Genomic DNA, 13,310 nt, shown 5'->3' with positions numbered 1-13,310 from the left:
GTCTCCAGGAATGCGTGCACGCATTCTGGCCCGGGCCCGATCAGCCGCTGACGCCCGCTTCCCGCAGGTGCCGGTACACCGTGGTGCGCGAGATGCGCAGGCTTCGCGCGGTCTGGCTTACCGAGCCGCTGCGTCGGAACTCGGCCAGCACCACCTCGGTGGCGCTGCGCTGCAGCTGCGAGGGGCCTTCGGCCTGCGGCGTGGCGCGGGCCGGCAGCAGCGGCTGCAGGTCGGCCGCGTCGATCAGGCCGGTGGGATGGGTGAGCAACGCCCGCGCCAGGCAGGCCCGCAGCTCGCGGAAGTTGCCGGGCCAGGGCTGGGCCGCCAGCAGGCGCTGCGCCTCCCGCGTCAGCCGGGCCTGCGGCTCCAGCTCGGCCAGCAGCCGCTGGGCCTGGGCGGCCAGGTCGGCGCGCAGCCGCAGCGGCGGCAGCTTCACGCTCACGGTGTTCAGGCGCCACAGCAGGTCGGCGCGGAAGCGGCCGGCGGCCACTGCGGCCTCCAGGTCCACATGGGTGGCGGCCAGCACCTGCACATCCACCGCCCGCCACTGCCGGCCGCCCACCGGGCGCAGCAGACCGTCGTCCAGGAAGCGCAGCAGCGCGGCCTGCAGCGGCAGCGGCAGCTCGCCCACTTCGTCCAGCAGCAGCGTGCCGCCATCGGCACTGGCCAGCAGGCCGGCCTGGCCCTGGCGGCGTGCGCCGGTGAAGGCGCCGCCCGCATAGCCGAACAGCTCGGCCTCGAACAGCTCGGCCGGCATGCCGCCGCAGTTCACCGGCACGAAGGCGCCTTCGCGGCCGCTGGCCGCATGGGCATGGCGGGCCAGCAGCTCCTTGCCGGTGCCGGTCTCGCCCTGGATCAGGATGGGCAGCCGCCGCCGCACCGCGGCTGCCACCATCGCCTGCGCCTGCAGCACCGCGCCGTCGTCGGTGGCCACGGCCGGGGACAGGGTGGCGGTGGCCGTGCGGGTCGGCAGCACCGGCATCGCGGCCGGCGCGCCGGCCGGCGCGGCCAGCGCAGGCGGCGCCGCCGGCTGCACGCAGGCCACGGCCAGCACGCTGTTCATCGCATCGCGCAGCCGGGTGCCGCCGTCCGAGCGCAGGCGGCCGATGAAGCGGTCGAAGGGCTCGTTGAACAGCTGCTCGAACGGGGTGCCGCGCTGCACCGCCAGGCCGCTGAGCAGGCCGGCCGCGCGGCCGTTGCAGGCACTGAGCCGGCCGTCGCCATCGAAGGCCAGCAGCCCTGCGCTGAGCGTCCCGACGAACTCCGGCCGCGGATGGATGGCCAGCACCCAGTGCTGGCGCCGCTGCTCGGCCAGCAGCACGTTCTCGATGTGGGCCGCGGCCATCTGCACCAGCGCCTGGGTGTGGCGCTGCCGCGAGTCGAAGCAGCAGGAGGCATCCAGCGCGCCCACCACCACGCCATCCGCATCGCGGATGGGCGCGGCGGTGCAGGCGATGTGGCTGAACTGGCCGAAGAAGTGCTCCGGGCCGTTGACCGCCACCGGCCGGCCGCAGGCCAGCGCGGTGCCCAGGCCGTTGGTGCCGGCGGCATGTTCCGTCCACACGCTGCCGGCCGGGATGCCGGCGCCTGCGGTGCTGGTGACGAAGCGCTGGTCCGCATAGCGGTCCAGCACCACGCCGTCGGCATCGGCGAAGGCCAGCAGGAAGCTGCTGCCGGCGATCTGCTGCATCAGCGACTCCAGCTCGATCAGCGCCAGCTGCCGCACGCGGCCGGCCCGCTCATGGCGGCGGCGCAGGTCGGCATCCTCGATGACCACCAGCGGCAGCGGCCGATCGAAATCCAGCCCGGCCTGCAGGCAGCGGGCCCAGCTGTCGAGGATCTCGCCCGGCGGGTCGTCGGCCGCCACCGGCAGCCTGCGCGCCAGCACCGCGCGGCATTGCGCACGTTGCCAGTCCTGCCATGCACCACTTGCTTCGAGCATCGCCTCGTCTCCTGCCGCGGTCTGCGCCGCTCGGTCTTCGCCCTGTGGGTGCTTTGACCATAACAGGCCGGCCGGTGGCGCCGCAACTGAACAGTTTCTGTGCAGCCTGCCGTCGCCCCTGTACAGCGCCTGCACGGCCGGCGGAGGCGGCGGCGGCGCGGGTTTGTACGCAGGCCGCAGAGGGTAGTGGCGGCTGCACGCCGATGGCTGTCCCGCCGGGCATGTGCGTTGCGATGTGCAGCAGGCTGACGCCCGTTCCGGCGGCGGCGCCAACAACAAGGAGACGACCCCATGCCACGCACATTCCGCCCGACCCTTGCGCCCGTGATGGCCGCGCTGGCACTGGCCCTGGCCGGCCACCTGCCCGCGCAGGCGCAGAACATCGACAAGCTCAAGCAGATGAAGGTCTCGGGCACCGACCTGAACATTCCGCCGGTGCCGCAATCCGGCGCGCAGGCCGAGGCCATCAGGAAGAACCTGGAGAAGGTGAAGCTGCCGCCCGGCTTCCGCATCAGCCTGTATGCGGTGGTGCCCGATGCGCGCCACATGGCGGTGGCGCCGTCGACCAACATGCTGTTCGTCGGCACCCGCAAGACCGCGGTGTGGGCCGTGACCGACCGCCTGTCCACCGGCACCGCCACCGAGGTGAAGGCCTTCGCGCCATCGCTCAACTTCAAGGTGCCCAACGGCGTGTGCTGGACCCGTGACGGCAGCCTGCTGGTGGCCGAGCACAACCGGGTGCTGATGTTCCCGGCGGCCGAGTTCTTCTACGAAGGTCCGGACGTGGCCGTGGCCGAGGTGGTGCCGCAAGGCCAGCTGATCCCGGTGGAGGAAGAGTCGTACAACCACGGCGCGCGCACCTGCCGCGTGGGGCCGGACAACCAGCTCTACATCACGCTGGGCCAGCCCTTCAACGTGCAGCCGCGCGAGAAGCTGAAGCTGTACGAGCAGGTGGGCATCGGCGGCATCGTGCGCATGGGGCTGGACGGCAGCAAGCGCGAGGTGTTCGCCCGCGGCGTGCGCAACTCGGTGGGCATGGACTTCAATCCCAAGGACAAGACGCTCTGGTTCACCGACAACCAGACCGACGGCATGGGCGACGACATCCCCAAGGGCGAGATCAACCGCGCCACCCAGGCCGGCCAGTTCTTCGGCTACCCCTACATCGTGAGCCAGACGCGCATCACCGAAAGCGGCTACGACAAGGACCCGATCCCGGCCGGCGCGGTGAATCCGCAGGTGATGACCGATGCGCATGCGGCCGACCTGGGCATGGCCTTCTACACCGGCCGCCAGTTCCCGGCCCAGTACCAGGGCGGCTTCTTCTCGGCGCAGCACGGCTCGTGGAACCGCACCAAGCCGGTGGGTGCGCGGGTGATGTTCACCTCGCTCAAGCCCGACGGCAGCGCCGACAAGACCGAGGTGTTCGCCGATGGCTGGCTGGACAGCGAGACCGGCGTGTACCGCGGCCGGCCGGTGGACGTGGCGGTGATGAAGGACGGCTCGCTGCTGGTGTCCGACGACTTCGTCGGCGCCATCTACCGCATCACCTACAACGCGCCGTGATGCCGATGCAGCAGCGACAACCGACGAAGCTCGGCGCGCTGGCGGCAGGCCTCGGCCTGCTCGCCGCGGTGGCGGCCCCCTGGCCGGCCGCCGCGGCCGATGCCGCCGCCGGCAAGGCCAAGGCCATGCAGTGCGCGGTGTGCCACGGCCCCAACGGCCTGAGCAGCGCGCCCGATGCGCCCAACCTGGCCGGCCAGCCCGCGCTCTACGTGGCTGCGCAGCTCAAGGCCTACCGCAGCGGCGAGCGCAAGCATGAGGTGATGGCGGTGATGGCCAAGCCGCTGACCGATGCCGACATCGACAACCTGGCGGCCTGGTTCGCCAGCATCAAGGTGACGGCGCAGCTTCCCTAGCGCTGACCCGCCGGCGACAGGGCGGCGCCCTGGCACCGCCTACAGTCGCCGGCATGTTCCCGTCGACCGAAGAGCCCAAGCCGCGCACGGCCACCGTGCTGCGGCTGGGCAGCGCCCAGACGCTGGCCTGGGCCTCCACCTACTACCTGCCGGCCATCCTGGCCGCGCCCATGGCCCGCGACCTGGGCACCACGGTGCCCACGGTGCTGGCGGCCTTCAGCCTCGCGCTGGTGGTCTCGGCCGCGGTGGGCCCACGCGCCGGCCATGCCATCGACCGGCTGGGCGGACGGCCGGTGCTGATGGCCACCAGCGGCGTGTTCGCGGCCGGGCTGGTCGGCCTGGGGCTGTGCCAGGGCCTGGCAGGCCTGTTCATGGCCTGGGTGGTGCTGGGGCTGGGCATGGGCAGCGGCCTGTACGAGGCGGCCTTCGCCAGCCTGGTGCGGCTGTACGGCCGGCAGGCCCGCAACGGCATCACCGGCATCACGCTGATCGCGGGCTTCGCCAGCACCGTCGGCTGGCCCCTGTCGGCCTGGCTGGAAAGCCGCTATGGCTGGCGCAGCACCTGCCTGGTGTGGGCGGCGCTGCACCTGCTGCTGGGCCTGCCGCTCAATGCCTGGCTGCCGCGCGTGGCCGCGGTGCTCGGCCGGCCGGCGCCGGCCGCGGCCGCCGCGCCGCCGCCCGCCGCCGTGCCGGCCGCGGCCGATGCACCGGCGGCCGGCGGCGAATGGCGAGCGATGCTGGTGCTGGCCTGGGTGTTCGCGGCCTCGCTGTTTGCGGCCACCGCGCTGGCCACCCACCTGCCGCGCCTGATGCAGGCGGCAGGGGCCTCGGTGGGCACGGCGCTGATGGTAGGCGCCCTGATCGGGCCCGCGCAGGTGGCGGCGCGGCTGCTGGAGTTCGGCTTCCTGCGGCGGGCGCATCCGCTGTGGGTGGCACGGCTGGCCACCGCATTGCACCCGCTGGGCGCCGCCCTGCTGCTGCTGGCCGGGCCCGCCTGGGCGCCGGTGTTCGGGCTGATGCATGGCGCCGGCAACGGCCTGCTCACGATTACCAAGGGCACGCTGCCGCTGGCCTTGTTCGGCAGCGCGGGCTACGGCGCGCGCCAGGGCTGGTTGATGGCGCCGGCCCGTGTCTCGCAGGCGCTGGCACCGGTGGCCTTCGGGCTGGTGCTCGACCGGCTCCAGGGCCACGCGCTGTGGGTGACGGCCGGCCTGGGGTTCAGCGCGGGGGCGGCGTTGATGCTGCTGCCCACCCAGGCGCAACCGGCCGCCGCGGGGGCTCAGCCCACGCTGCGCCGGTGATGCCGGTTGCTGTGGATCGCCTGCACCGAAGGCGCCTGCGCCAGCACGCGCAGCTGCGGCGGCGTCACCTCGACCACGAAGCTGCCGTTGAGGTCGTTGCGGCGCGCATCGTCGGCCAGGCCCAGGCTGGACAGGCAGGCCTCCAGGTCGTTCATGTCGCAGGCCGGGTATTCGCTCAGGGCCGATGCTGCCGCGCCGCGGGCATGGACCGGCGGCGGCAACAGTTCGGACGGGCCCACCGCGGTGTGCCGGGCCAGTGCCTGCGGCGAGGGCGTGACGGGCAGCCGGCGCGCCTCGATGATGACCGAGGTGCGCTGGGCGGCGTCGGCCTGGGACGCGAAATCGACCAGGCTGGCATCGCGCAAGGCATTGGGGGCGTGGTGGCTCATGGCGGGGGTCCTGCTGCGGGTGCTGCGTCAAGCGTAATGGCTGGGTGCATGGTGTTCAAGCCGCCGGCAGGTAGCCCAGCTGCACCGCATTGCCGTAGGCGGCCAGCGCGGAAAGCTTGCCGTGGCCGTAGCGGTGGTCCTGGCCGTTCTCGCCGCAGTCGGTCACGCTGCCGGTGAGCAGCTGCAGCAGCGCGTCCGAGCGCTCCCAGCCGGTCAGCGACAGCAGCGGCGATTGCGCCGCGGCACCGGTGCGGCTGAGCATCAGCGCCAGCGCGCCGGCCACGTGCGGCGCGGCCATCGACGTGCCGTTCAGGTGCTCCCACTTGTTCTTGCCGATGCAGGAATACACATGCACGCCCGGCGCGGCCACGTCGGGCTTGGCATACACCAGCGGCAGGTGGCGGGCGTCGATGGCGTCGGACGTTTCCACCACGTGGGTGCGTCCGGCGCTGAAGGCGGCCACGCGGCCCTGCACGTCCATCGCGCCCACGGCCAGCGCGAAGAAGTCGTTGCCCGGCGAGCCGCTGGTCTGCGCGCCGTCGTTGCCGATGGCCACCACCACCGGCACGCCGGCCGCACGCGCGGCGATCATCGCGGCGGTGTAGGTGTCCAGCACGCCGGGGTCGAAGGTCAGGCCGCCCAGCGACATGTTGATGACCTCGGCGCCCTGGGCCACCGCCCATTCCATGCCCTTGAGGATCTGCTCGTCGGTGCCGCCGGTCTTGCCCAGCACCTTGGCCACCAGCAGCTGCACACCCGGCGCCACGCCGATCCAGCGGCCGCTGCTGCGCCCGCCGGCAATGGTGCCGCACACATGGGTGCCGTGGCCGTCGGCGTCCCAGGCCTGGTCGACGCCCTGCTTGATGAGGCCGGCCTTGGCATCGAATTCGGCAAAGCCGATCACCTTGCCCTGCAGGTCGGGGTGAGTGGCCTCCACGCCGGTGTCCAGCACCGCCACCTTGGCGCCCTGGCCGCGCGCATCGAAGGCGCCCCAGCACGAGAGCGCGCCCACCGCCTCCAGGCCCCAGGCGTGGGTGACCCAGCGCTCCACCTCGGGCGGCAGCGTCTTGGCCTTCAGCCGCGGCGGCACCGGCACCCGCCGGTTGGGGAAGATGGCCAGCACGCCGGGCAACTGGTCCGGCAGGCGGGCCAGGTCGTCGCGGTCGATCTCCATGGCGGCGGCGCCGGCCAGCGGCAGCGGCCGCGGCTGGCCGCCCGGGTTGGCGCGCCGGGCCAGGCGCGACGCATGGATGAAGGCCGCTGCCTGCATCGGCGCGATGGCCGCCACCCCGAGCCGGCGCAGGGCCTGCAGCTGCGCCTTGCGCTGCGCGACCGTGGCGGCCGCCTTCTGCCGCACCGAGGTGGCGCGGTACGGCGCGGGCAGCAGGTCGCTGGCACTGGTGATGGCACGCCGCTGCATGGCCTCCTCCGCGGCGCGCCGCAGCGCTTCATGCAGCCCGGCGGGCTGGCCCTGCACGATGATGCTCAGCGTGCGCTGGCGGCTTTCGTCGAGGATGCGCTCGACCTGGCGCTGGATCTTGAGACGGGTCATTGCCGGGGAGTTTGCACCGTCGGGCCGCGGCGCGTGCTACGCCTGCACCTTCAGCCGCTGCGCCAGGTGGGCGATCAGCGCGTCCACCTTGGGCAGCAGCTGGCGGCTGCGCGGCCACACCAGGTGCAGCGGCAGGCCGTCCGTGGCGGCTTCGGGCAGCAGCGCCACCAGCCGGCCGCTGGCCAGGTGCGGCGCCACCAGCCAGGTGGCGAGCTGGGCGATGCCGACGCCGGCCAGCACCGCCTCCACCTGCACGCCGGCATCGCCGACGATGAAGCGGCCCGGCACCTCGCGGCGCTCCACCGGGGCCGTGCCGCGCTGGATCAGCCAGGGGTTGGCGCTGCCGTCGGCCCGGCCGTAGGTCACCGCGTCGTGGGCGGCCAGGTCGTCCACGCCGGCCGGCGCGCCGCGCCGCGCCAGGTACTCGGGCGAGGCGCAGAACACCAGCCGCTCGGTCCCCAGGTAGCGGTGGCCGAGGGCGGCCGGCCACGCATCGGGGCCGCCGATGCGCACGCCGAGGTCGATGCCCTCCTCCACCAGGTCGACGAAGCGGTCGGTGAAGGACAGGTGCGGCTGCACGCCCGGATGCTGCGCGGCGAACTCGACCAGCAGTGGCACCACGCGCATGCGGCCGAAGGTGGCGGGCAGGTCCACCCGCAAGCGGCCCGAGGGCTCCAGCTTCTCGGCGGCCAGCACCTGCTCGGCCATGCGCAGTTCCTCCAGCACCCGCACGCAGGTGCGGTGAAAGGCCGCGCCCGCATCGGTGAGCCACAGCCGGCGGGTGGTGCGCTCGAACAGCCGCGTGTGCAGCCGCGCCTCCAGCCGCGCCACCGCCTTGCCGACCGCGGAGTTGGTGAGGTTCAGCCGCTCGGCCGCGGCGGTGAAGCTGCCCGCCTCGGCGGTGCAGACGAAGGCTTCGATGCCTTTCAGACGTTCGGTAGGCAGCATGGGCAGGGCGCTGATTGAAGAATTTCGCTCCAGAGTAACTGGAAAAGTCTCCTCAGATCAGAACGCGCTGCGCCAGTAGGCTTGCCGGCTGCCAGCCCACCACGCCACCATGACCGCCTCGACCCCGCCCACCCCGCGCGCCAGCGGCGCTTCCATCGCCATCCTGGCAACCGCCGCCTTCGTGCTGGTGACCACCGAATTCCTGATCGTCGGCCTGCTGCCCGCCCTGGCGCGCGACCTGTCGATCTCGATCTCCGCGGCCGGGCTGCTGGTCACGCTGTTCGCCTTCACGGTGATGCTGTTTGGCCCACTGCTCACCGCCGCGGTGGCGCACTTCGAGCGCAAGCGGCTGTTCGTCGCCATCCTGCTGGTGTTCGCCGCCTCCAATGCGCTGGCCGCGCTGGCGCCCAACGTGGGCGTGCTGGCGTTGGCGCGCTTCATCCCGGCGCTGGCGCTGCCGGTGTTCTGGGGCACCGCCAGCGAAACCGCCGGCCAGCTCGCCGGGCCGCAGCGTGCCGGCCGGGCGGTTTCGTCGGTCTACCTCGGCATCTCGGCGGCGATGCTGTTCGGCATTCCCCTGGGCACGCTGGCGGCCGAGGCCATCGGCTGGCGGGGTGCCTTCTGGCTGCTGGCGGCGCTGTCGGCCGTGGTCGCGCTCGTGATGCAGCTGGGCATGCCGCGTCTGCGCTCGCCGCAGCGGGTGAGGCTGGGCGAGCAGATGCGCATCCTGCGCGACGCCCGCTTCGTGGCCAACGTGGCGCTGTCGGTGCTGGTGTTCACCGCGATGTTCACCGCCTACACCTACCTGGCCGACACCCTGGAGAGCGCGGCCGGCGTGCCCAAGGCGCAGGTCGGCTGGTGGCTGATGGGCTTCGGCGCCGTGGGCCTGATAGGCAACTGGCTGGGCGGCCGCTGGGTGGACGCGCGGCCGCTGGCCGTCACCGCCTTGTTCAGCGTGCTGCTGGCCCTGGGCATGGCCGGCAGCATGGCCGCCGTGGGCCAGCGCTTCTGGCTGTGCGTGGCACTGGCCGTCTGGGGCGTGGCCAACACGGCGCTGTACCCCATCTGCCAGATCCGCGTGATGAAGGCCGCCAGCCACGCCAAGGCGCTGGCCGGCACGCTCAACGTCTCGGCCGCCAATGCCGGCATCGGCCTCGGCGCCGTGTTGGGCGGCTTGGCCATCCCGCAGTGGGGCGCGGGCAGCGTGGGGTATGTGGCGGCTGTGATTGCACTGGTGGCTGTCGTGGCTGCAGGCTTGATCGGGGGTTGGGTGCTTCGCGGGGTGCTGTACCTGAGTCGGGCGGTTTGCGCAGGGCCGTGCGGGCCGGCCCGGGGGCTTAGCTTCCGCGGTCGGTGCTGCGCACCGACTGCCCTGTGCTGCTCGGCGCTCCACATGCGCCTCCCAGCCGGCCCGCACAGCCCTGCGCCAATGTCGGAGCGGTGATGCTGCGCTTGGAGGTGCCTTGCAACGGCGCCACGGTCTGCGACGACGGCACTGCGCTGGCGCCGTCGGCCGCGCCCGGGCGCAGCGTGCTTGCCAGCGAGGCGGTTGCAGCAGCTTTCCGCACAGCAGAGCAGAGCCGCGCGGGGAGCGGCCGAACAAAAACAGCGCTTACGGCCTGTCAAACACCAAGAAGCTCAAGCTTCCAGCACCCGAAAGTGATGCGTCCCATCCCGCCCCAGTTGCTCGACCAGGCCGAACTCCCAATCGAGGTAAGCCTGCATCGCTGATGCCGGCGCATCGGTGCCTTCGTACGGCCGCCGATAGCGGTCGATGCGCGGCGCGGCCAGGCGCTGCTCGCCCGGCTCCGTCGGCAACCCCGCAGCCACCCAGGCCGCATTGCCGCCTTCCAGCACCCACACCTCGGCATCGGTGAGAGCCTGCAGGTCCTCGGCCGCGAATCGGGCCAGCAGGCTCGATCCACAGGTGAGCACGTAGCGCCGCGCCGGCGGCATGCGCTGCAGCGCCTCGGCCAGCACCGCCCGCGTCGTCCACCAGGCGCCGGGGATGTGGCGCTTCACATGGTTGGCGCTGGTCGTCACGTCGAGCACCACGGTGCCGTCGCCGCTGGCCAGCCAATCGGCCAGCGTGGCGGGCGCCACCGTGCGCGGCGCGGGCAGGGGCGGCAGCGGCGGCACGTCGGGGCCGGTGACGCGCGCTTCCAGCGGCACGGCCTCGCCCTCCAGCAGCGCCACCTCCCAACCCATCTGCGCCAGCCAGGAAGCCGTCATCGCGGCACGCACGCCGCGCCCTGCCTCGGCCAGGTCGCCGCCGTCGTCCACCAGCACGATGCGGGCGCCGCGCACCGGCGCATGGTGGTCGGTCTCCTGCACCAGCTGGCCACCCGGCGCGCTGCGGAAGCCGGGGCGGTGGCCCGCGGCGTATTCCTCCGGCGTGCGCACGTCGAAGGCATAGGTGGTGCGTGTGGACTCGGCCTGCCAGGCATCAAGCTGCGGCTGGCCAATGCGCAGCACCCCGGCGCGCTGCGCCAGTCCGGCCGCGGCACGCCGGGCTTCGGCCTGCACCTCGGCCGGCACCTCGGCGGGCGGGCGACGCTGCTGGCCATGGTCGAGCTGCAAGCCCGCCAGCTTCCAGCCGATGGTGCCGTTGCGCAGCGCCGCCACCGGGTTGGGCAGGCCGGCATTCACCAGCGACTGCGTGCCGATGATGCTGCGCGTGCGGCCGGCGCAGTTGACGATCACCCGCGTGGCCGGGTCGGGCGCCAGCGCACGGGCGCGCAGCACCAGCTCGGCACCCGGCACGCTGGTGGCCGTCGGGATGCTCATGGTCTGGTATTCGTCGAAGCGGCGCGCGTCCAGCACCACCACGTCGGCCTTGGCATCGAGCAGCGCCTTGACTTCTTCCGCAGCGAGCGAAGGCGTGTGCCGCTCGGCCTCCACCAGCTCGCCGAAGCTCTTGCTGGGCACGTTCACGTCGCGGAACAGCTCGCCGCCGGCCTCGCGCCAGCCGGCCAGTCCACCGGCGAGCAAGCGCACGTCGGTGTAGCCCAGCGACTGCAACCGGTCGGCGGCCCGTTGCGCGAAGCCTTCGCCGTCGTCGTACACCACGATGGCGGTGTCGCGGCGCGGGATGCGGCCGTAGGCCTCCAGCTCCAGCTTCGACAGCGGCAGGTTGGCCGCCCACAGCGGGTGCGCCTGGGCATAGGGGTCTTCCTCGCGCACGTCGAGCAGCGCGATCTCGCGGCGGGCGAGCAGGGCGGCGCGCACGTCGGCGGGGGTGGCGTTCAAGGTCATTCAGCTTGCCTATACAAGTTCAGGGCACCGGCGTGTAGCCGGATACGAATCGCTGGCGGCTGCCGTCCAGCCCGTAGGTGGCGCGCTCGATGGTGCCGATGTCGGCGCCGTACACATGGATGCTGATCGACACCTGGTCGTCGAAGGCGTTGTGCACGCGGTGGATGTCGCCCACGCGTGGCGACACCGCCTCCACCTGGCCCGGCGCCAGCCGCACCGGCGGGCCGGCCTCCACCAGCTTCGCGGGCCCGGCGAAGCGATAGCCCTGCGAGAACTCGGCCCCGCGCAGCATGCCGATCAGGCCCCATACCGTGTGGTCGTGGATCGGCGTGGCCTGGCCCGGCCCCCACACGAAGCTCACCACCGAGAAGCGGCCGGCCGCGTCGCGGTGCAGCGGGTACTGGCGGTAGCGGTCGCCCGGCGTGGCATATGCCGCGGGCAGCCAGCGGTCGTCGGCCACCAGCGCGCCCAGCAGGCGGCCGCCTTCGTCCAGCAGCCGCGGCTCGGGCGGCGCCTGCGCGACCAGCGCTTCGAGCGACGCGATGAACGACCGGAAGGCCGGTGCTTCAATCGTCATGGCAGGGTCCTTCCCAACAAGCCGGAGGAACCGGCATGGTGCCTCAAACCGGCGGCCTTCATGCCGCCGAGCCTTCGAAAGCCAGCAAGCCGGCCTGCTGCAGGATGCTGTCGTCCTGTGGCGTGTGGATGCGGCTGCACAGCACGTCGCGGTGGTGGCGCTCCAGCGGATTGCGCCGCGCCAGGCCGTGGTTGCCGCTCAATTCCAGCGCGATGTCGACCACGCGGATGGCGTTGCGGCTGAGGTTCCACTTCACGAGGCTGCTGTCGGCCACGCGCGGCACCGCGCCGCCGTCGGTGGCGCGCACCAGGCCGTCCAGCAGGGCGTCGTTGGTCCACAGCAGCGCCTCGATCTCGCCCACCTTCTCGCGCACCCGCGGCAGCGTGGACAGCGGCGCGCCCAGGCTGCCCGGCGCGCGCTGCGACAGGAAGTCGAGCAGCCAGCCGCGCGCGGCCCGGGCCACGCCGTCGTACAGCGCACCCAGCAGCACGATCATCCAGGCGTACTGGTCGTGATCGGGGCCGGCCGCCCAGTCGGCCGCGGGGCGGATGTCCACGGCCTGGTCCGCCGCCAGCGGCACGTCGGTGAACACCACCTCGTGGCTGCCAGAGGCGCGCAGGCCCAGGTGGTCCCAGCTCTCAATGACGCGGATGCCCGGCGCATCGCGCGGCACCAGGAACACGCCCACGCGCGGGTCGGGATCGTCGGTGCGGCCCCACACCGCCAGCCAGCGCAGCGCCGGGATGCCGGTGGTGTAGAGCTTGTGGCCGCTCAGGCGCCAGCCGTCGGCCGTGCGGCGCGCCACCGTGGCCGGCAGGCCGCCGCGGGCCGGCGAGCCGAGCTGCGGCTCCACCCGCAGCGAATTGGCCAGCGCGCCCTCGGCCACCGCGCTGCGCAGCACCGCGTCGCGCCAGTGCGCCGGCCAGCGGCTGTCGGCGCGGGTGATGCTGCGGTGGATCAGGAAGGTCATCGTGAGCACCAGCGCAGTGGCCGGCTCGCCGCGGGCCACTGCGCCCACGATGCGCCGTGCCGTGGCCAGCGAGGCGCCGCCGCCGCCCAGGGCCACCGGCACCACCGAGGCGACCAGCCCTTGTGCATGCAGGTCGTCGAAGTTGGCATGCGGGAAGCGCGCGTCGCGGTCGTGCTCGGCCGCGGTGGCCGCGAAGCGGCGCGTCAGCCGCGCCAGCACCGCGCCCAGCTCATCGGGGTGCGCCGCGGCCGGCGGCTGCAGATGGGCGGGGGCGGCCACCAGGTCACTGCTCATGGGGGGCTTCCTTCTACAAGAGCGTGCAGCGTAGGCGCCGCGGCCGCGTTGTGGAAACAAGCAAAACGCATAGACAACTTCGGTTTGCTTCGTTGGACATCGTGCCCTGCAGCCTTAGCGTGCCGCACCGGCCGCCAAGGCCACCAGGCCACCCAGGCCCAGC

The 13,310-nt window shown here is 73.0% G+C and carries 11 protein-coding genes; 4 read left to right on the top strand and 7 right to left on the bottom strand.

The window, feature by feature from the left end:
• Nucleotides 1–40 precede the first annotated feature (40 nt).
• Nucleotides 41–1,942, bottom strand: coding sequence for a sigma-54-dependent Fis family transcriptional regulator (locus tag LRS14_RS29085; protein ID WP_257802071.1), 1,902 nt, complete (start codon nucleotides 1,940–1,942; stop codon nucleotides 41–43).
• A 291-nt stretch (nucleotides 1,943–2,233) separates the two neighbouring features.
• On the opposite strand from LRS14_RS29085, the gene LRS14_RS29080 reads away from it, so the two are divergent.
• The 3 genes from LRS14_RS29080 to LRS14_RS29070 are packed head-to-tail and all read left to right on the top strand — an operon-like array spanning nucleotide 2,234 to nucleotide 5,162.
• Nucleotides 2,234–3,508: a sorbosone dehydrogenase family protein gene (locus LRS14_RS29080; protein ID WP_046113932.1), complete on the top strand. Its 1,275-nt coding sequence runs from the start codon at nucleotides 2,234–2,236 to the stop codon at nucleotides 3,506–3,508.
• Nucleotides 3,508–3,861, top strand: coding sequence for a cytochrome c (locus LRS14_RS29075; protein WP_310740897.1), 354 nt, complete (start codon nucleotides 3,508–3,510; stop codon nucleotides 3,859–3,861). The genes LRS14_RS29080 and LRS14_RS29075 overlap by 1 nt, the downstream gene beginning before the upstream one ends.
• Before the next feature lie 53 nt (nucleotides 3,862–3,914).
• Nucleotides 3,915–5,162 carry an MFS transporter gene (locus LRS14_RS29070; protein WP_257802070.1) on the top strand — a complete coding sequence of 416 codons (1,248 nt, stop codon included), beginning with the start codon at nucleotides 3,915–3,917 and terminating at the stop codon, nucleotides 5,160–5,162.
• On the opposite strand, the gene LRS14_RS29065 is transcribed toward LRS14_RS29070, so the two are convergent.
• The 3 genes from LRS14_RS29065 to LRS14_RS29055 are packed head-to-tail and all read right to left on the bottom strand — an operon-like array spanning nucleotide 5,141 to nucleotide 8,051.
• On the bottom strand, nucleotides 5,141–5,551 hold the full coding sequence (locus LRS14_RS29065; protein WP_257802069.1) for a hypothetical protein: 411 nt from the start codon (nucleotides 5,549–5,551) through the stop codon (nucleotides 5,141–5,143). The two genes, LRS14_RS29070 and LRS14_RS29065, sit on opposite strands and share 22 nt — an antisense overlap.
• Nucleotides 5,552–5,606: 55 nt before the next feature.
• Nucleotides 5,607–7,103, bottom strand: a complete 1,497-nt coding sequence (locus tag LRS14_RS29060) for a S8 family serine peptidase (RefSeq protein WP_052736390.1) — start codon at nucleotides 7,101–7,103, stop codon at nucleotides 5,607–5,609.
• A 36-nt stretch (nucleotides 7,104–7,139) separates the two neighbouring features.
• Nucleotides 7,140–8,051 carry a LysR family transcriptional regulator gene (locus tag LRS14_RS29055; protein ID WP_257802068.1) on the bottom strand — a complete coding sequence of 304 codons (912 nt, stop codon included), beginning with the start codon at nucleotides 8,049–8,051 and terminating at the stop codon, nucleotides 7,140–7,142.
• Nucleotides 8,052–8,160: 109 nt separating this feature from the next.
• Between LRS14_RS29055 and LRS14_RS29050 the strand changes: the two genes are divergently transcribed.
• The gene (locus LRS14_RS29050) at nucleotides 8,161–9,495 is read left to right on the top strand and encodes an MFS transporter (protein ID WP_257802067.1); all 1,335 of its coding nucleotides are present in this window, start codon (nucleotides 8,161–8,163) and stop codon (nucleotides 9,493–9,495) included.
• Between the two features lie 194 nt (nucleotides 9,496–9,689).
• Here LRS14_RS29050 and LRS14_RS29045 read toward each other — a convergent pair whose 3' ends face one another.
• The 3 genes from LRS14_RS29045 to LRS14_RS29035 are packed head-to-tail and all read right to left on the bottom strand — an operon-like array spanning nucleotide 9,690 to nucleotide 13,147.
• Nucleotides 9,690–11,306 (bottom strand): rhodanese-related sulfurtransferase, encoded by a 1,617-nt coding sequence (locus LRS14_RS29045; RefSeq protein WP_257802066.1) that lies wholly within the window; start codon nucleotides 11,304–11,306, stop codon nucleotides 9,690–9,692.
• A gap of 19 nt (nucleotides 11,307–11,325) precedes the next feature.
• Nucleotides 11,326–11,883 (bottom strand): cysteine dioxygenase, encoded by a 558-nt coding sequence (locus LRS14_RS29040; protein WP_257802065.1) that lies wholly within the window; start codon nucleotides 11,881–11,883, stop codon nucleotides 11,326–11,328.
• 58 nt (nucleotides 11,884–11,941) lie between these two features.
• Nucleotides 11,942–13,147 carry an acyl-CoA dehydrogenase family protein gene (locus tag LRS14_RS29035; RefSeq protein ID WP_257802064.1) on the bottom strand — a complete coding sequence of 402 codons (1,206 nt, stop codon included), beginning with the start codon at nucleotides 13,145–13,147 and terminating at the stop codon, nucleotides 11,942–11,944.
• Nucleotides 13,148–13,310: the final 163 nt, after the last annotated feature.

The organism is Aquincola sp. J276, assembly GCF_024700035.1.
Lineage (GTDB): Bacteria > Pseudomonadota > Gammaproteobacteria > Burkholderiales > Burkholderiaceae_C > Aquincola > Aquincola tertiaricarbonis.
The sequence above is the reverse complement of the archived record's forward strand: the minus strand, read 5'-3'. Positions and strand labels throughout refer to the sequence as shown.

Excerpts from the sequence above, each read along its gene's own strand:
- LRS14_RS29080 (WP_046113932.1), top strand. The coding sequence starts at position 2,234 with ATGCCACGCACATTCCGCCCGACCCTTGCGCCCGTGATGGCCGCGCTG.
- LRS14_RS29040 (WP_257802065.1), bottom strand. The coding sequence starts at position 11,883 with ATGACGATTGAAGCACCGGCCTTCCGGTCGTTCATCGCGTCGCTCGAA.
- LRS14_RS29065 (WP_257802069.1), bottom strand. The coding sequence starts at position 5,551 with ATGAGCCACCACGCCCCCAATGCCTTGCGCGATGCCAGCCTGGTCGAT.
- LRS14_RS29045 (WP_257802066.1), bottom strand. The coding sequence starts at position 11,306 with ATGACCTTGAACGCCACCCCCGCCGACGTGCGCGCCGCCCTGCTCGCC.
- LRS14_RS29055 (WP_257802068.1), bottom strand. The coding sequence starts at position 8,051 with ATGCTGCCTACCGAACGTCTGAAAGGCATCGAAGCCTTCGTCTGCACC.
- LRS14_RS29050 (WP_257802067.1), top strand. The coding sequence starts at position 8,161 with ATGACCGCCTCGACCCCGCCCACCCCGCGCGCCAGCGGCGCTTCCATC.
- LRS14_RS29060 (WP_052736390.1), bottom strand. The coding sequence starts at position 7,103 with ATGACCCGTCTCAAGATCCAGCGCCAGGTCGAGCGCATCCTCGACGAA.
- LRS14_RS29070 (WP_257802070.1), top strand. The coding sequence starts at position 3,915 with ATGTTCCCGTCGACCGAAGAGCCCAAGCCGCGCACGGCCACCGTGCTG.
- LRS14_RS29075 (WP_310740897.1), top strand. The coding sequence starts at position 3,508 with ATGCCGATGCAGCAGCGACAACCGACGAAGCTCGGCGCGCTGGCGGCA.
- LRS14_RS29035 (WP_257802064.1), bottom strand. The coding sequence starts at position 13,147 with ATGAGCAGTGACCTGGTGGCCGCCCCCGCCCATCTGCAGCCGCCGGCC.
- LRS14_RS29085 (WP_257802071.1), bottom strand. The coding sequence starts at position 1,942 with ATGCTCGAAGCAAGTGGTGCATGGCAGGACTGGCAACGTGCGCAATGC.